The sequence below is a fragment of the Salegentibacter tibetensis genome (assembly GCF_020164485.1).
Classification (GTDB): domain Bacteria; phylum Bacteroidota; class Bacteroidia; order Flavobacteriales; family Flavobacteriaceae; genus Salegentibacter; species Salegentibacter tibetensis.
This window is the reverse complement of the sequence record NZ_JAIQZA010000043.1, coordinates 1-17,004: the sequence shown is the minus strand read 5'-3', so window position 1 is coordinate 17,004 and position 17,004 is coordinate 1. Positions and strand designations below refer to the sequence as shown.

The 17,004-nt window shown below is 38.0% G+C and carries 18 protein-coding genes and 1 pseudogene; 4 read left to right on the top strand and 15 right to left on the bottom strand.

The annotated features are described in order from the left end of the window. Positions 1-25: 25 nt before the first annotated feature. The 4 genes from LB467_RS16725 to LB467_RS16710 all read right to left on the bottom strand — a co-directional run bounded on the left by LB467_RS16725 (position 26) and on the right by LB467_RS16710 (position 6,151). Positions 26-283: a DUF7660 family protein gene (locus LB467_RS16725; RefSeq protein WP_224475196.1), complete on the bottom strand. Its 258-nt coding sequence runs from the start codon at positions 281-283 to the stop codon at positions 26-28. A 1-nt stretch (position 284) separates the two neighbouring features. Further along, the gene (locus LB467_RS16720) at positions 285-4,505 is read right to left on the bottom strand and encodes a DUF6443 domain-containing protein (protein ID WP_224475195.1); all 4,221 of its coding nucleotides are present in this window, start codon (positions 4,503-4,505) and stop codon (positions 285-287) included. A 253-nt stretch (positions 4,506-4,758) separates the two neighbouring features. After that, on the bottom strand, positions 4,759-5,172 hold the full coding sequence (locus LB467_RS16715; protein WP_224475194.1) for a hypothetical protein: 414 nt from the start codon (positions 5,170-5,172) through the stop codon (positions 4,759-4,761). Between the two features lies 1 nt (position 5,173). Continuing rightward, on the bottom strand, positions 5,174-6,151 hold the full coding sequence (locus tag LB467_RS16710; RefSeq protein ID WP_224475193.1) for a hypothetical protein: 978 nt from the start codon (positions 6,149-6,151) through the stop codon (positions 5,174-5,176). A 309-nt stretch (positions 6,152-6,460) separates the two neighbouring features. Here LB467_RS16710 and LB467_RS19475 point away from each other — a divergent pair. Further along, positions 6,461-6,840, top strand: a pseudogene (locus LB467_RS19475) (transcriptional regulator). Between the two features lie 34 nt (positions 6,841-6,874). Here the strand turns inward: LB467_RS19475 and LB467_RS16700 are convergent. From LB467_RS16700 to LB467_RS16680, 5 genes are all read right to left on the bottom strand, one after another. Further along, positions 6,875-7,732 carry a hypothetical protein gene (locus tag LB467_RS16700; RefSeq protein WP_224475192.1) on the bottom strand — a complete coding sequence of 286 codons (858 nt, stop codon included), beginning with the start codon at positions 7,730-7,732 and terminating at the stop codon, positions 6,875-6,877. A gap of 311 nt (positions 7,733-8,043) precedes the next feature. Next, the gene (locus LB467_RS16695; protein WP_224475191.1) at positions 8,044-8,328 is read right to left on the bottom strand and encodes a hypothetical protein; all 285 of its coding nucleotides are present in this window, start codon (positions 8,326-8,328) and stop codon (positions 8,044-8,046) included. Between the two features lie 53 nt (positions 8,329-8,381). Next, positions 8,382-9,038, bottom strand: a complete 657-nt coding sequence (locus LB467_RS16690; RefSeq protein WP_224475190.1) for an RHS repeat-associated core domain-containing protein — start codon at positions 9,036-9,038, stop codon at positions 8,382-8,384. A 124-nt stretch (positions 9,039-9,162) separates the two neighbouring features. After that, positions 9,163-9,357, bottom strand: coding sequence for a hypothetical protein (locus tag LB467_RS16685; RefSeq protein ID WP_224475189.1), 195 nt, complete (start codon positions 9,355-9,357; stop codon positions 9,163-9,165). A 43-nt stretch (positions 9,358-9,400) separates the two neighbouring features. Beyond that, positions 9,401-9,883: a hypothetical protein gene (locus tag LB467_RS16680; protein ID WP_224475188.1), complete on the bottom strand. Its 483-nt coding sequence runs from the start codon at positions 9,881-9,883 to the stop codon at positions 9,401-9,403. Between the two features lie 675 nt (positions 9,884-10,558). On the opposite strand from LB467_RS16680, the gene LB467_RS16675 reads away from it, so the two are divergent. Then, positions 10,559-10,825, top strand: a complete 267-nt coding sequence (locus LB467_RS16675) for a hypothetical protein (protein WP_224475187.1) — start codon at positions 10,559-10,561, stop codon at positions 10,823-10,825. Between the two features lie 311 nt (positions 10,826-11,136). Here LB467_RS16675 and LB467_RS16670 read toward each other — a convergent pair whose 3' ends face one another. The 4 genes from LB467_RS16670 to LB467_RS16655 form a co-directional block, all read right to left on the bottom strand. Continuing rightward, a complete protein-coding gene (locus tag LB467_RS16670) occupies positions 11,137-12,030 on the bottom strand; it encodes a tyrosine-type recombinase/integrase (protein WP_224475186.1) in 894 nt (297 codons plus the stop codon). 2 nt (positions 12,031-12,032) lie between these two features. Next, positions 12,033-12,950, bottom strand: a complete 918-nt coding sequence (locus LB467_RS16665; protein WP_224475185.1) for a tyrosine-type recombinase/integrase — start codon at positions 12,948-12,950, stop codon at positions 12,033-12,035. A gap of 109 nt (positions 12,951-13,059) precedes the next feature. After that, entirely contained in the window at positions 13,060-13,902 is an 843-nt protein-coding gene (locus LB467_RS16660) for a hypothetical protein (protein ID WP_224475184.1), read from the bottom strand. 13 nt (positions 13,903-13,915) lie between these two features. Beyond that, positions 13,916-14,461 (bottom strand): hypothetical protein, encoded by a 546-nt coding sequence (locus LB467_RS16655; protein ID WP_224475183.1) that lies wholly within the window; start codon positions 14,459-14,461, stop codon positions 13,916-13,918. A gap of 135 nt (positions 14,462-14,596) precedes the next feature. Here LB467_RS16655 and LB467_RS16650 point away from each other — a divergent pair, with 135 nt between their 5' ends. Further along, complete coding sequence (locus LB467_RS16650; protein ID WP_224475182.1) at positions 14,597-14,926, top strand: helix-turn-helix domain-containing protein; 330 nt, start codon at positions 14,597-14,599, stop codon at positions 14,924-14,926. A gap of 13 nt (positions 14,927-14,939) precedes the next feature. Further along, positions 14,940-15,407 (top strand): DUF695 domain-containing protein, encoded by a 468-nt coding sequence (locus tag LB467_RS16645; protein WP_224475181.1) that lies wholly within the window; start codon positions 14,940-14,942, stop codon positions 15,405-15,407. A 35-nt stretch (positions 15,408-15,442) separates the two neighbouring features. Here the strand turns inward: LB467_RS16645 and LB467_RS16640 are convergent, their stop codons facing one another. Then, entirely contained in the window at positions 15,443-15,904 is a 462-nt protein-coding gene (locus tag LB467_RS16640; protein WP_224475180.1) for an Imm26 family immunity protein, read from the bottom strand. A gap of 1 nt (position 15,905) precedes the next feature. Then, positions 15,906-16,949 (bottom strand): RHS repeat domain-containing protein, encoded by a 1,044-nt coding sequence (locus tag LB467_RS16635; RefSeq protein ID WP_224475179.1) that lies wholly within the window; start codon positions 16,947-16,949, stop codon positions 15,906-15,908. Positions 16,950-17,004 lie beyond the last annotated feature (55 nt).

The window sequence follows — 17,004 nt, the reverse complement described above, 5'->3', positions numbered from 1 at the left end:
TTGGTCTAAATAAGGTAGTTTTTATTTATTCATAAATTCTTGCTCCTAATAAAATATCAGCAAAAACCTTCCAAGAAGGATTCTTTTTGTTAAAGGGGATATTCATGTTCTTATAGTACCCCTCAATTTCCTTTGAGTAAACACCTAAAGCTTCTAAAAAATCAGCTAAGGTAACATTTCCCCATTCTGCTTTATTTACATCATAATCTTCCTTTAAAGATTTTAAAAATAAATCAAAGTCTTCTTTGTTTTCTATTTTTTCAGCTAAAAAATCTATATCCATATTATTGCCCTCTAATTTTAATACTTTCCCCTCCATTAGTTGTGGTGAATTTTCTGAGTTCACTTTTCGGAAGACTACTATAATCGACCTTTTGATAATTAACCTCTATTCCAGCATCTTGAAAAGCTTTTAATCTTCGATTATCTAAAGTATATATTTTACCATCTTTATTGGTTATTCTTACTGCAGGTATACTACTAGGATCTATACTTCCATCTTTTAGACCTTTTGTTAAACTTTCAACACTATTTCCATCTTTGAAATTACCGCTTATACTATTTTGGCTAAACTTAACTTCAGAAGCATTAATTTTTCCAGCATCTGCTAAATCATCAAAGGATTTAACAACGTTGTCTCCTTTAGTCAAAATATTTTTTAATAAGCTTCCAGCTTCATCAGCATACTTACTTATAAATTTTAAACCAGCCCCACCTATTTTAGTAGCTAACAATCCTGCCATTACTACATCTTCAGGCCCAGGGACTACAAGAGTTGCTGCCGCAGTATTATACTCCTGTTGTTTATTAGATGCTTTACGTAATGCATTTGCTTCATTAGTTTTACCGCGAGCTTCCAACTTGTCGGCAGCCTTTAGACGCGCTTGATGTAAAGCCGCACTATTGGAAGGGCCTAACTCAAGACCTTCTAATTCAACTCCCAGCCCCAGCTTATTTTCCTGAAAAGCATATGTAGAATTGTAAGTATAATCCTCCGCCAAAGGATCTACCTGCCAAAACCTGCCAATTGCGGGATCATAAACCCTAAACCTAAATTCATGTACGTTAAGTTCAAGGTCCTCATTAAACTCCTGCCCCTGGTAAGTTTTTAGATTATTCTTGGCTCCATAAGAGGCAATATTATAACCTTGGTGTTCCAATCCAAATGGATAGTAGTTTTGCTCCCTTCGTATTTCAGAACTAGTTACACTACCGCTGTTATCATCATCGGCATAGGTGATTCGGGTGTTCCCCCAGATATCCTTGTACTGGTATACATACTGCCAGTCGCTTCCATCTAATTCTACGTAACCCTCAGGCTGGTAAAACTGTTTTAACGAATTGTTTTCGTAAACAAAGTCCCCGGCATAATCGGTGGTGGTCATTACTCCTCCCTGTGTCTTTTTCTTTTGGAGTTTTATACCGTCGGCAGTGTAAACATAATCGATAACCCCATTGTTGCTACCCGCATTACTTACCGTAATCTTTGTAGGCATGTTCAAATGATTATACTCAATACCGCCTGCGGTTATCCCTTTATTGGCATCGGATGTTAAGTTGCCATTGACATCATACCCATAATCATCACCTGTAGTATTGCCATCCTTAAACCCATAGGTGGTATTCCCGAAATCTGTTACTGTTTTGAGCCTATTGCCATCATAATCATAGTCCAGGTTATCCATAGTTCCAAAGAGCGAAGCATCGGCATTTATATGCCCCTGCCTTTGTAAAGATAAAATATTTCCCATTTTATCATAGGAAACGTGACCAAGATTATAATTCCCGGTATTATCTGTGGCCCCTTTGATCCTGTTGAGTGCATCATAATTATAACTATAACTACTGCTCACCGGGTTACCAGTATAATTTTGATTTTGACTGTTCCAGTGCGCTTCTGAGATATTCCCGTTGAATAAGGCACGCCCCCCCGCTTTTGGATCATTATAATTTATTTCGAACCCAAACAAATTATCCCCTAGCTGATTAGGATCATTGATCTTTTTTAACCAGCCCCGGACATTATAAGTGTAATTTAATGTTTGCAAAGCCAAAGAATCTTTACCACCTACACTTTTCTTAACAAGGTTCCCCAATTCATCATAGGTATTCGCAGCAATCACTTCTCCTTGAGTGTTACCTATACCGGCCGAAAAATTTATTCCATTGGCAGCAGAAACTCTGAATCCAGGCTCCAGTCTTATAGAATATCTTGCGTTGACATTGCTGGTTTGGGTAACCTCCTGGTCCATTACCAGGTTATCATCTATTACACAATCTCCTTCCAGACAATGAATATGCTTTAATAATCGGCCCATATGGTCATACATATAAGCATTTGTGAATACAACCGGGGCATTTTCCCCACGCTGGTGAGTGGTCTTATCCTTTAACACCTTCCCCGTAAAGTCTAGGTCACTTTCCACCAGGTCTGTAGTTTCAAGGTATGGGTTTGTAGATTTAGACCAAACCGTTCTTCCCTTATCATCATAAGCCGATACAGTGGTGATCCTCTCGCCCGTATCCAGAACGAGTACTTTACTTACTGTTGGTAAGGTCTTGGTTCGGGTGCTAATTGGCTTCCCTAAACTATTGGCTGAGGGTACGCTTATCCCAGCTTGCTGATTTGAAGTATCCAGATAAGTGTCGTAGTAATTCTCGGTGTGAATATCTGTAATACTCAAACTTGCGTAGGCATTAGTGGGATACGCATTATTAGTATAGTAGATAGTAGTTCCTACAATATCTATTCCGCCCGATCTTTCTTCATATTGTGCGGTATGAGCATCAGCCTCTCCCTGTAGCGTAACACGATTCGAAGTACTGGCCACAATGCCGGTATAGGCCACACGTCCAAAACCATCATATTTAGTAAACAACCACTCCCCCCTTTCCTGAAGATTCGGATCTTGGGTAAGGATGGGTTGATCCAGTGTATTATAAACGATAGACTCCCAATTATTGGCATCTCCCTTATCAGGAATCTTTTTCTCTACTAGCCGGTTGCGGTGATCATATTTATATTGATAACACAGCCCGTCTAGTTCTGTCTGTGAAACCCCATCTGGGGTTTCCACTTTTGGCGGGATTACATAGGAGAGATTTCCATAATCGTCATAAACGTAATACGTATCGTGAGGTACCTGGCTCTGAGAACCTGCGTCTGCATAGGTTCTTTTTAAAACCACCCTCCCCTCCTTATCTTTAAATTCTTCTGTAGTGTGGTTTAAACCGGAAGTCCAGTTTTCATCTTTAGTTACAGTCTTATATAGCTGCCCGGGAAAAAAATACCTGTCTGGATGTTGTAAAAGAGTAGGTGTATATGAGGAATCCAGTTCAATCTTAAATAAACGTACCTCTAAGCTATCGTTGGTATACCTGTCAAACTTTATTTCGTGGCCACCGCCTAATCGCCAGTCATACCCGGCTGCCGCTTGCGCCTCAACCCTGTTAAGTGGAGTAAGCTCAATAAGTTTTTCGCCATAAGGGTTTGCTGTTGTCTTGGTCATGCCCGGGAAATCTTCAGGATACTTATCTAGGTAATAAGAAGCTGTAGCTGCTTGCATATCTACCGTACGATAGCTTCCAAACCTATTATCTTCCATAGGGAGCGGCAGGTAGCTTTTCACCTGACGACCATATTCGTCATAAGGTATATGAGTAACAATATCAGCTCCAACAGCTTTTTGAAGTAATTCAGATATTGAAGATTCTGTTCCGTCAATCTTCTGGAATACAGGCTTCCAGAAATATTGCCTGGTACCAGGATCGGTAGCGTAATATAAATAATTACGCAATTGGGTAGTGGTTGTAGTACTGCGCCATTTAAAGTCATTGCCGGTGTCGACCATATTACCATTGCGGTCATACACCCCGCTGATCCCGGAGTTGCTTCCCCCGTAGGTATATGGATGTATCACCCCTACAAGCAAGTACCACTCTCCTACATTAGGCAAATCCCCCACCCAGAAGTAGGGGTTACTATTTTCTACATCATTTAGATCATTTACATTCTTGGTACCCAAAAAGGTGGTTCCATCCTGCGACCCCTCTCGTTTCACCCAGACCGAATAGCGATAAGAGGCATTGTTATCAATTGAAAAATAATCTGTATTCCAGCCGCCGTCAGCATCGCTTTCAACATCATTACCACATTCCCACAAAATCTCCTGATATCCAAAGGGATCATACCCCATAATTCGATTATTCTCTAATGTATTTCCTATATGGTTGTAAAAAGGAAGTGAACCACTACCCAACTCCCAGGAGTGCATCCCGGTTATACTAGAATGTGCCGCTTCACCGGCACGAATAGCAATCTGCTGCATGGGACGTCCTAATCCATCAAAATAGGTGATACTTTCTATTGCACCTTCAGTCGATGAAGAAGGTTTTTGATATACCCGGGTAAAGACAAAATTTTCATCTGAAAGGTAATCTTCCTGAGAATAGATACTGGTTTTTAAAAGACTAATTATAACTATTAATAGATATATTTTTTTCATCCTACCTGTTTAAAATTAATCCTTTAAATTGAAAATTAGATTTTCGTAAATTGCGATATCCACCTGAGAAAGCCACGGTGGGTAAAGGCTGCACGGTCATCCTGGGAAATAGAGTAAGGCAACAATTCTACAAGAAATACAGCCACTGGTGAGTGTTGAACAGCATTCGGCAGTTGCACTCGCTCTAGTTGAAAAATCTGTTCATTTATTACGAGAGATGAGGGTAATGATAAAAAATAGAAATCAATTCACCTCAATTCTCTTTAGGCTTAACTCCTACAAATGAGCCTTGAAAAACCTTTACCTCTCTCCTGGGAGTAATAGTGTCGTCAAAAATTTCTTGTGTTTTCTGTCTTCTAAGGAGGTTTTGCCCCTTCTTTATTCTTTCCAAGAAGACGGTTTTTGGTAAAGGATTGATTCCCACTCCAATAAAACTTCCATTTTCAACTGTCGGCTTAACCGGCTGATGTCCCATTGGAGTTTTGAGAAGGGATCTCTTACCTTTTTGATGATTTTTTGGCGCGACTCCTACAAACTGCCCCGGCTGAACCGGGAATTTCCCAGGAGTCACTTTTATAACCGAATCTTTTTTGTTTTCGGGATAAATTTGGGAAAACGTATTGTTTATAAACAAAACATAAAACATGATTAATAAAACTCTCTTCATTCTATCCCTTCTTTAATTTTTCCAACTCTCCTCTCAGAAGAGAATTCTCTTCCCGCAGATCCTTGTAGTCCTTGTTCATCTTAATTATATGGAGTGTTATTTCCTCTATTTTCTCTAAAAATTTCCTGTTCATCTCTCCAAGATCGATCCCATCCTCTTTCACCTCATCAGCTGAGGGTAAGTTTGGCAACCTTTTATTGATTTGAATATATTTCTCCAGTTCGGAAAGTGACATCAAAGAATATTCTTCAGAGAAAACATAATCTGGCCAGTCTGCTTCAAGCTTAACCGTAGCTGATTCAGCGATAAAGTCTCCTGCAACAGCCAACATATAACCTTTTGAATCTAAAGCACCAATACTCATATTCCCATAGAAATAAGAACTTTTATCTGATTTTAAAGTAAAAACGGGATAAGTTTCTGATCCGTCGCTATATTCAAAATGGAAAGGTTTGTATTGCCCAGTTCCCCTCTTTTGCATCCTAATGCCGAATGTTCTATTAGTAGGATAATTCATGTTATACAAGTCCAGGAATTCCTCCTCACCATCACCATTAACCAAGGCCAGGGTGGATTCATATGCATTATTGGAGTTCCTGGGGCTCCATATTTTGAAGATTGTATGATCCTGACCGAACCTCCTTACATAAGGTATCCCCGAATTTGGATAGGCAAAAATTAGAGATGAAGGGGCATTGTCAATCGCATCCAGAGGGGTATCAAACCTGATAGCAGCATCCTTTAACGCGATTCCTAAGTAATCCAAATTACCATTAATAAAGACTGGGTCCCGGTAGTCCATAGTGGGTCCATCAATTAGTAAATTATGATTTGCAATCACCCCACCTAAATAGAGACCTAGTCGCTGAGTGGTCGTGTTCCCTCTTTCCGTTACGGTTTGGAGAGTCTCCTGGGAGAAAACCATTCCAATAGTAAAAAAAGAAAAAACAACGAGGAAGAATTTTTGTCTATTGTTCATCGTAAATTTTTAAATAATAAAGCCTTCTTTAATTGACACAAACCTAGCACGGAAAATTTAAAAACCAGAGTTAGAAACCCTCAAGTTTTTACGGTTTTGTTTTTAAAAGTTCTGAACTCACTCTAAGTTTGGATAGATCACGTCGTAGGCGAAGGGGAACTCTCCAAATACGACAGAGAATTGCTTTAACGCATCAATGGTATAAAGCACCTGCCGAAAGAAGATAAAGAGCATCTGTTCTATGTAATAGACAACCTGATTAAAGCTATAAAACTAAATCAATACCTTAACCAACCAAACTATATTACTATGGAGAACACCAATAAACCAAACCAAATAGGCACTAAAATTACCCGCATTCCTGAACTGTGTGGTATGAAACAGGATACCCCTGCAGAAGATCTGGGAATTCCCCAACAGAGTGTTTCACATATCGAGCAGAGTGAAACTATTGAGGAAGAATTACTACAAAGAGTTTCGAAAGGAGGGGGTATCTCCTTAAGGTATTAAACGTTTTTCCCTAGAGGCAGTAATTAATTACTTCAACAACTTCCAAGACAATAGCGAACGAACGTTTAACTACCACTGCACCTTTAATCCCATTAATAAAGTCGTAGAGCTTTACGAGCGACTGGTCCAGGCAGAGAAGGACAAGGGTTTCGTATTTAGAGAAGTTAATGGATAAATAAAAACTGTAATTCTCTTTTCTTGACACTATTCAAGTTATTGATGTATATTAATTTTTGAATTCTCGATTATTTCTAAATCAGAATTTTTTATTAAATAAAGCTTTTCATCAATACCCGGGAATTGAACATTATCAAAATTTATTTTTGACTCTGTTAAGTCTAAGTATAATAAGTCTTCAAAACCCAGTATATTTCCACAAACAACCTTTCTAATCTTACTCCCTGATAAATCCAAATGGCTTAATTTTACAGTATTTGATAAACTATAGGGAAATGTTTTCAATAAACTATTATTGATTTTGACTATTCTTACTTTATCCAGTAGCAACATATCGGTATCCATTCTACCACCGTCAAAGTTATTAACTGTAAATTCATCTAAATTCAAGGATATACGAGTGATTTGTTGAAATTTACAGTTATCAATCGTAATTACTCTTAGACTCTTTAAAGCGTTTATATCTAAATTCCATTCATCGAAATCTAAATCTTTAAAATGCAATTGTTTAATCGATCCGTTATTAGCTAAACTTGAAATAAAATTATCAAAATTTATATTTTTACAATTGCCTATTTTAACTGCAAGTAGATTGGGGAATGCATCGAATGGATAATTTTTAAAATTTTCGAAGTTTATATTGTTTAAATATAAAATTCGAACCTTCGTAAAAGCATCACGCTTCCTCACAAATTCTCTATACTCATCATCTCCTATCACCTGCAAGGATATAGAGTTTTTATGTTCAGAAATTTCTTTGAGTTGAAAAGTACGCATAGATTCCCTTCCCATTTCTTTTTCTAGACTATCCTGTAATTTTGCAAAACTTGAAGTATAACTACGCTGGATATTTTGGGAGAACACACTAAGAGAAATTAAAAAAAATAATGCCAATATTGAATATTTACGAATCATCACAGCTCTTTAATATTTTTTTAAAATAGGTACTCGTACTAATGGTTATGTATTTACCTTTAGCATTTAAAACATGAACATTATTATCTCTAGTATTTATTACTGAAGTATTCATTGAAGGGTTATTTTTTGCGAATTTTTTATCTTTTGGACTCGGGGTGCCAGCACCAGACATATTGGAATTATTATTAATTTTTCCAAAGTCAACATTATGAGTATGTGTAACTGACGTAACCTCGACATCCATCGTTTTATTATTGTAGCTTGCATGAGCCTTAGCGAGATAAGGATTAGGAGTAACAGAAGCTTTTTTTGTCTCCTTTTACTACTTTTTCACCTTGCACAATTTCTGCCACAGTACCTTCGACACCTCCAACTTTCATATTTACTTGTGCAAACTCCTGATCGTCTACTCCTGAAGATTCTTTATAAATTCCATTTTTTTGAGATTGCCTATCCTCATTAGTAGCTAATTCAAACACCTTAGAATCTTTTAATTCAGAAGTTTCAATCGTATTACCACCTTCTGTACTTTCATTAACTTTCCTTTCAGCACTTCCCTTAACCACATACACTCTTCCATCTGATTCTCCTTTTGAATCTTCCCCAATCTTATTTCCGTCCTTATCTATATAATTCCGTCAAACCCAAACGGTGCCATTCCATCGGGATCAATAAAGTAAATAGGATTATCAAACGCATAATTATATGGAGAATGTCTTCTCATCTGCTCTGCCAATGGATCAATATTATTCCACCTTCCTAGAGCCGGATCGTAGTTTCGTGCCGAGATGTCATACCAGTCCAAGGTATTTCCTGAGAAGGTTTCATCCTGGAGTTCCTTCCCCCCGAAACCATATCGTTTCGCAGCATCGTTACCATAACTGCTGCCTCCACCATTATAGCCTTGGTGGGTCAGTCCAAAAGGATAGTAGTTTTTCTCCAGGATAATTTCCGTGGCAGGATCTATAGAACCATCACCATTGCCATCAGTGTAGCTTAACCGTACATTTCCGAGGTGGTCATTGTATTGATAATGATACTTATAAGTTCCCGAGTTATTCTCTACATAGCCTTCAGGATGATTAAAAAACTGCAGCGTAGTTCCCTGATAAATATAGTTCCCTGCGTAATCTGTTGTTGTACCTACTGCCACTTTTCGCTGTTTTACCCCGGTTGCATCGTAAATATAAGAAATTGTTCCGCCACCTATGCTAACACTCGTTGGTAAATTAAGATGGTTGTAGGTAATATCTGTAATTCCTTTGTTGTCATCCCTGGTCATATTGCCATTGGTGTCATACTTACCGCAAAAAATTCACTAACCGGTCAAATTTTTCAGCACTTACCGCCAGAAACACTCTTAGTTAATTCAAAGAACGAGTTTAAATATAAATACTTTGCAGGAGTTAGCCACCTTTTTTAGTGAGCGATTTAAAATATTCTATAATTGCTTCGGCTACTTTCCTAAAGGATAATGATTGCATAAAAGTTTTATTATCCTTTATAGTTAGTTCTACTTTATTTACTGGCATCATCCAGACAAGAATTCTATTTATTAGCATGTAGGCTAATACCATCGCTATTATTATAACTGCTACCATAATATTTGGGTTTTTATTTTTTTTAATTATTCTGTTTTATACTTTAATCATGATTCCTGTAAAAGTGAATAGTATGCTCATCAAAAAAAAGGACATCACTTTTCAACTTTTCATTAAGCCCTATAAACACTGCGTTTATGGCTAAAAAAGTTTTTTTGATTTTTATTTTCTGATGCTTTTCCAGCAAGGTTCGCAGTTCCATTTTCCCTATCCACTTCCGGGCTTCAGCTCTCTGATAGTTCCCGGCAACACTTTTTAAAGTATTTAAGACTGACAGAAAGATCCAAAAAAAGTTGCTAAACGGGAACGGGCAAAAGCATTTTTCCCAAGCTATGTTTACATAATTGGGCATTATGGCAGCATTCCCTCTGACTTCCTGAGCCATAATAAAACTATGTAAAATAGCCGACTTTGCCTTTGCCCTACTCACTCTTGCGGGACGTTCAATCGCCACTGGGGCTAGTACTTCAAAAGCGGAGCAGCCCCAACACTTCAGCCCTCCGCTATTCCTCTTTTGAAGTATCATCGGACTTCCTTTTATTCTGCATTACAGCATTTATCACACCCGTGACAGGGAAGACCTGTAATAAGGATTTCAATTCCTTATTGACAGCCCGCATTTTCTTAGTTGGCATTATCCAGTAGATAATTATTATCGCTAAGATGGTTAAACATAAAATTTCCATTTTTATAGGTTTTAAATTCATCCACAAGGCTTTCAACCTGTTTAAAGGACCTGTTTTTTATTTTAGGCTTGCCTGTGGTTATATCTTACTTTACTCATCAATTGAACAATGTCAAGTTTTTTGAACCTCAAATTTTTCAAACAACTCCTAAACCCTTATGAACGAAGGTATAACCAAGCATTCGAATAAGGTGTGACATTAATTTTTCTAAGATACCTGAAGCCGAGATTCAAAAAAAGGACAACGTAAAACACCCTTTTTGGAGCCTATAAAAATGACCTCCTGATTGTGGTTCAGGAGGTCGGTTACGTTTTTAAAAGATGAAGATCTGGGCAGGCCTAAGCGTGGAGGTCTTCGGCTTTTAAAAATGATAGGCAAACGCCGATTGAGTGCCGGGGTTTGAGTAAGGCACAAGGATTTTCAGTCCTTTGCTCTTTCAAAATCAATTCTGAGTTTATGTTTTTGTAGCACTTAAGGGATAGTGGTATTTTTGTAATTCACTAAAAATCATTTTTATGAACGTCTATATTGACATCTATAAAACAAGAACCAATGACTGGTCTGCCCCTTGCTATGGCGGAACTTATATGCAGTTTAGCAAGCTTCCTAAAAAAGGAGATATTATCGAACATCTCGACATAGTTCCTGAGTTTGCCCATAACAATAATCATCTTAAAAATGTGCCGGAAGGAAGTTTTGAAGTTTTGTGCGAGCCTTTTCCTATTGATGATAATCCTTTTAATTGCTCCCATAAAATAATGGTATGCAGTACAGAGCTATAATTTCAGTTCGGATCTGTGCGGCTGGTGGTGTCGACTATTTTACATAATGGCGTTATGGGCCGGTACGGGGCTTCTTTCAGAGTTCCGGATTTGTCTCCCGCGCCTATAACAGACCGTTATGTAAACATAGCTTGGGGCGGTTTTTACGGCGGGATTTTTGTCCTGCGCTCGGGTAGCGGCTCTTTGCTTTTTTGTGGAACCGCTCTTTATCAATAGACAATTTTGAACAAAACAAGCAATGTGCCGCGTGAGGGTCGGCTACAAAAATCGTGATGTAAAAACCGCAGAAGGGTTGGCGCGCGTTGGCTTTTTCAGTTTAGGGGATGGAACTGGTTTATGGCTTCCTGTAAACTCTCAAGATTATTCTGTCGGTAACTTTCCGTCGAGGATATATACTTGTGTCCGGCCAGGTATTGAACCTTTCTAATATTAAATTGACTCAGCCAATTCACGATTACGGACGCCCGTAAATGGTTTACATTTCCAGCTTTGTAGTTGATCTCTTTCAACCGTTTTATAATTCCTCTTTGTACCAGGTCATTGAAGTGGGTTTGAGGGATGAACAAGTGATCGTTGTGTAGGTTATTGCTTTGAGCCAGCTGTGGCCTTATTCCGTTGACGTATTCTAAAAGGTCAAGTACCTGCCAGGATTTGAGTTCCATTGTTCGGCTGTTGTTCCTTCTGGTGCTCGGCACATAGATTTTGCCTTTGTAGAGTTCCAGATGTTCCAATAATAAACTTTTGAGATTGGTTGTATTTAAACCTTGATAGACAATTAAGCCTGTTATTACTTTGTTGCGTTTTGCAGTCAATTGGATTTTATAATTCGTAAACTTGCTAAAGTTCTCGGTTTCGTAGGAGTAGTATAGATCTTCCAGTTCGTCAGGACCCAACAGGTTGTGCAATACCCTTTTTATCGTTCCTTTTACTGACACTTCATCGAGTGGGTTTTCCGCTCTTTCATTAATTTCGATCAGGTAATCAAAATAGTTGCGCAGCGTTACAATATGGTTGTTTATGGTCTGTACCTGCAGCCCTTTTTGTTTTAGATGTTTTATGTACCCAAGATTGGTTTTATAATCGATTTCCGTTGCTTTAAACCTTCTGCTTTTTAACCATTTTTGGAACTCAACCAGACGCTCAACATAATGTGCTATTGTTGTCCTGCTATAATTATTCTGCTCTAAATATTCCTGGTAGTCCATAACTATTCTTCCTTTAAAATATGGGTATAGATTTGAGTGCTTTCTAAGGATGCGTGTCCCAAAAACTGTTGTATGTCCTCTATTTTCATTCCTGCCTGTAAAAAATGGGTGGCTATGGAATGGCGCAACATATGCGGGGTAATTTTCTTGTGTTGCAGATCTTCGCTATTGGTAGCTTTAACGATTTGCCTCAGGTTCCATTCCAGACCTGCACCGCTTAACTGTTCAGCCCGCCTGGATACAAAAACATAGTCGCTCTGTGATGCGTATTTAAAATCTATCCGGGCATCAAAAACATAATCTTCGAGGATCTTTAGATTGTACCTATTGATAGGTATAAAACGCTCTTTGTAGTTCTTTCCCTTTCGAACAAATACCCGCTGCCTGTCCCATAAAATATCATTGAGCATTAGGTTGATCACTTCGTTCCTGCGCATTCCAAGGCTGTACATACAGACCAACATTGCTTTATGCCTTGCCCTGAACCGGTGCAGCTCGTGGCTGTGTTTGGTGGCTTTAAATAATTGCCTGACTTCCTTTTGGGTACAGTATTTTAATCGTTCTTCACTTACTTTCTCCCGCTTGATATAGATGTTAAAAGGCTTTTTGTGATGCTTTACCAAATAATCCCTGAACTTGTGTATTGCCTGTTGATGATGGTTGAGTGAGCTGGAAGATAGTGCGCCCTGCCTTGTTTTGTTGGGCCGTTGTTTCAGGTTATTATAGTAATCTTTTAAATGCTCTTTTTGGATGTGATCGATTAGGTTTATCTGGTGTTGCTCCAACCAATAAAAGAATTCGCACAGGTGGTGTGGATAGTTCTTCCGCATTCCCTCACTATATCCCAACACGTCCAGCCACGACGTAAAGTCGATTAGGATTGCTTTGTAACTTGGGTTTTTGAGTATGGATTTTTTCATAGGTCGGTTGCATTTTTTTGGTTGTATTGCGAGTTGTGGTTAATTAATTGATAGTTATATAATTAACCTCGCAAACAGGGTATTTGCGAGTTGGTTGCGACTTTGCTGGTTACTTTGCACCTTTTATCCTATCAATGCAGTCTTGTAAGGCTTTGTTTATTTGCTTTTTGAGGTTGGTATATTCGCCCAGGTCAACGATTTCAAAACAGTAACTTTTGGTCATTGCTTTCTTAATTCTTTGGATATAGTTTTCTGCCAATAGATGTTTGTGGTACCAGCGCAGCGTACTTTCTTTTATGCGTAGGTTCCTGCGTATTTCGGCATTGGTAAACGTGGTCTGGTTGTTCCTAATCAGATAATCTTTCAAGCTTTCCAAATGGTTTCTACAGGCTCCGGTGAGCGTATCGCTTTTGCGCAACAAAACATCAATGATAAGTTCATTGGCTTCCTGTATGTCATCGATGGTGGTTTCGATGTACTCCTCACCAGTTTGCTCGTCATATTTTTTTTGTCTTTGCCACTGGCAATAAAAAGTGATGGCTTCAATAAATTGCAGGTAATGGCTGTTCGTCCTTCTCGGTTTAAATACAAATTGTGGGAGTTCTAAAAATTCAGCATAGGGATTTATGACTTTTACAGGTTTGAGTAAACGCTGTACGTTCTTTAATAATTCCTTTGCTTGTATTTCTTCCTCATCATTTATCTTTCCTGCGGAAGCCCTGCGCTGGTATTGCATTATTTTTTTATCCTGCTGCTCACTTTCGTCAATATAGAGTAAGAAGGAGCGGTTGCTGTTGTCCTCGTAAATACTTTCCTGCGTTGTACAGCCAGCAACACTTACAGGGCCTTCAACAGTTAGGTGGATGGTTTTGGTGTCGCCTTTGGCATCTTTATGTACGACCGTTTTGGTAATGCGCTTTTTGGATTGTAGTTCCCGGAGTGGATAGAGCACGCTTTCTGCCCCGTCAAGATCTTCTATGCGTTTTACCGACCCCGGAACTGCCCAGGCTAATGCAATGCAAAGGGTTGGGGGTCTTTCTGCTGGTGAAGATCAAAAACATCGTAAGCCTATTGCTTTCCTCGCCGATCACACCCGACTTTCCAATAAGTTCATTGGTACGCTTTAGTAAATTGTCCTTTTTTAAAAATGCCTCTGCGGCTTTCTGTTCTGTTGCCGCAAGTTCTTTGTAATAAGGTGCAGCAGCCTGCTGCTCCTTTTCAACAAGTAAAAAACGGTGGTTTTCCAGTTCTTTGGTGAGTTCCTGTAAGGTCTTTCTTGCTACACTCGTTCCTATCTCCAACCGCTCCGCTATTTTTCTCGTGAACTTTTCTACCTGGTTGTCATTATACAAGTCCAGGCTGTGGCGCAATACATTATAACCTTCTGGTTTTTGGATGCTCATCGTGATACGCATACTTTCCATTTTATTGGTCTTAACACCGCCAAGGATATTGATTTGTAAATGTTTCGTATGGTATTGGTAGCTATTTGGATTGGTAGTATCTAACATTGTTGAAAAATATTTTTAGAACATATATTAAATATAAAATATGTTCTTACTAATCAAACAATATAATCACTAGATAGATAATTTTTGTTTTATATATTTGTGCATTACTTTACTTAACTGGTATATTTAGAACTTATGTTGTTTAGCGAACGTTTATTAAGCACTCGTAAAAAGAAGAAGATTTCGCAAGATGAACTTGCTAAACAGATTGGTGCTCACGCTCCTGTGATTGGACGCTATGAACGTGATGAAGTAAAACCCTCTATTGAAACTACTTTTAAAATTGCTAAAGCTTTGGAAGTATCTTTAGATTATTTAACGGGCTTATCTGACTTGGAACTTGATAAAGGTATCGTGGATATTGTTACGAGTTTACAAAAACTGAATACCGAAGATAGAGAGCATATTTTTACTACGATTAATGCACTTGTGCGTGATGCCAAGGCTCGTAATACTTACGCATAAAAACTAAATCTAAATGGAAGAAAATAAAGTTGTAATTCCAAAAGAACACTATCAAATTATTAATTTCAAAAAAGAAGATTTACCAGCTATTGGTGTTATTAATATTAGTTTAATTAATTTTGAGCCTAAAGAGGTTTTTTCTTGGCATTGTTCATTAATATTAAATTTTGATGATTTAATTGAAAATGGTATGCCGACAAAAGAGCAAGTACTAAAAGCTGATAAATTTGAAGATTTTTTAGATGACAAAATAAAAGGAAAAAACAAGGAAAAACCAAATGCTCTTTTCTTGGGCAGAATAACTTGGAATGCAACAAGACAGCTATTATGGAGGATTTATGACCCAGATCCAGTAAGTCAATTTTTAAAAAATATAATTCATAACGAAGAATATCCTTTAGAATTTGATTATAATATTAGCTTTGACGAAGAATGGGAATATCCTAAATGGTATTTAGAAAGTTGTAAAGAAAATATTTAAAAAAAGAGCCACTCAATTTCGAGTAGCTCCTTTTTTTATACTTGAGGCTTCAATTGTTCTAACCATATATTTGGTTGGTCATCATAATGATCTCTCAATCTATCTTCTACGTGATTAGCTTCCCATACTGCTGCTGGCTCCAATCCAATAACTTTTTCTTTTGTAGTCTTTGTGATCTCACCAGTGTTTGGATCGTAAAGTTCAAATCTATCTGGATTAAGATTATCTTGAATAAATTGCATCGGCAATACTTCGAACTCCTTACGGATAGGCAGTTTGCCTACTTTCAACCATTTTCCTTGTGATATTACGTCACGATATACTGATAAGAAGAACAAAACAGAACAATCTGATAAAACTTCAAAATCACTTAAATGTCCCTTTGTTCTTAAATCAAAAAAGACTAATCCCTCCTCTAATATTTGAGCATAACAGTAGTTTCCATCTTTTAAATCAATTTCGACTATTGAACCCGTTGTTCTTCTTTGCCTTTTCATTTTAGTTGTCAAATTCTTTTTTAGCAGCATCTATATACTGCTGTTTTTTAGGATTCTTATCACTAACTCCTTCTATTCTGTTTCCAGATGTTCCGCCTTTTGATTGGGCGCCACCATTATTTTGTATGTTTTGATGCTCGCGACCTCTAATAGCATCTTTGTTCGCTGATGATTTGTCAAGTGTTGCAGGACCGTGAGTATCATTCATATGATGGCTTTTATCTCTGTTCTCAATGTTCTTTCTTGGCGTATCTGTTCCACTCGTCCTCCCTGAATAATCTCCGTTTTTCGAAGGGTCCTTTGCTTTTTTAGTATAAGTCTGATAAGTTTTTTCTGCTTTCTTTGATGTGTTCTTTAGGTCTACAGCTATTTCTACACCTTTCTTTATTTTTTTCGCAAAAGGTATAATTCCCAACGCAGCACTTCCATAATTACCTTTAGAAATATCTAAAGCTTCTCCTGCTCCTGGAAGCTCATCTGCTACCATTTCTAAAACAGGGTCATCTCGTACCGCTTTTGCATATGCAGTAACTAAGCCATCTCCATTACTTAAATTATCTCCAAACCTCTTAATGGTATTAAGCATATTACCTAATCCTGCAATCTGTATTCCTCCTGGTGGCCCACAACAACCACTACTATATGGTGCCATCCCATCAGGGTCAATAAACTTTATAGGGTTATCAAAAGCATAGTTGTAAGGCGAGTGCCTTCTCATCTGCTCTGCCAATGGATCGAGATTCATCCAGCGTCCAAGCCATTTGTCATAGTTCCTCGCTCCAAAGTCCATCCATTGTAAACCGAGTTCATCATTTTCTTCCTTACCTCCAAATCCATAGGGGTGATAAGTTCCTTTGACGGCAGTATTATATCCAGCGTGTTCCCCACCAAAAGGGTAATAATTCTTCTCATCGAGGATTTCAGAACTATTTACAGAACCATTATTATCAGCATCAGAGTAGGACAGTCTAATGTTCCCTAAGTGTACTCTGTTTAAGCCCAAAATAAAATTTTCGGTCGCATTTTTTCGGTGGATGACCTCCAAAAAAGTAAAATTCCGGTATGTGATTTTCTTACAACCCATTTGAGTTCATAAATAT

Bases quoted from the DNA above. Each gene is read 5' to 3' on its own strand.
- LB467_RS16725 (WP_224475196.1), bottom strand. From the start codon at position 283: ATGGATATAGATTTTTTAGCTGAAAAAATAGAAAACAAAGAAGACTTT.
- LB467_RS16720 (WP_224475195.1), bottom strand. From the start codon at position 4,505: ATGAAAAAAATATATCTATTAATAGTTATAATTAGTCTTTTAAAAACC.
- LB467_RS16715 (WP_224475194.1), bottom strand. From the start codon at position 5,172: ATGAAGAGAGTTTTATTAATCATGTTTTATGTTTTGTTTATAAACAAT.
- LB467_RS16710 (WP_224475193.1), bottom strand. From the start codon at position 6,151: ATGAACAATAGACAAAAATTCTTCCTCGTTGTTTTTTCTTTTTTTACT.
- LB467_RS16690 (WP_224475190.1), bottom strand. From the start codon at position 9,038: ATGACCAGGGATGACAACAAAGGAATTACAGATATTACCTACAACCAT.
- LB467_RS16685 (WP_224475189.1), bottom strand. From the start codon at position 9,357: ATGGTAGCAGTTATAATAATAGCGATGGTATTAGCCTACATGCTAATA.
- LB467_RS16680 (WP_224475188.1), bottom strand. From the start codon at position 9,883: ATGATACTTCAAAAGAGGAATAGCGGAGGGCTGAAGTGTTGGGGCTGC.
- LB467_RS16675 (WP_224475187.1), top strand. From the start codon at position 10,559: ATGAACGTCTATATTGACATCTATAAAACAAGAACCAATGACTGGTCT.
- LB467_RS16670 (WP_224475186.1), bottom strand. From the start codon at position 12,030: ATGGACTACCAGGAATATTTAGAGCAGAATAATTATAGCAGGACAACA.
- LB467_RS16665 (WP_224475185.1), bottom strand. From the start codon at position 12,950: ATGAAAAAATCCATACTCAAAAACCCAAGTTACAAAGCAATCCTAATC.
- LB467_RS16655 (WP_224475183.1), bottom strand. From the start codon at position 14,461: ATGTTAGATACTACCAATCCAAATAGCTACCAATACCATACGAAACAT.
- LB467_RS16650 (WP_224475182.1), top strand. From the start codon at position 14,597: ATGTTGTTTAGCGAACGTTTATTAAGCACTCGTAAAAAGAAGAAGATT.
- LB467_RS16645 (WP_224475181.1), top strand. From the start codon at position 14,940: ATGGAAGAAAATAAAGTTGTAATTCCAAAAGAACACTATCAAATTATT.
- LB467_RS16640 (WP_224475180.1), bottom strand. From the start codon at position 15,904: ATGAAAAGGCAAAGAAGAACAACGGGTTCAATAGTCGAAATTGATTTA.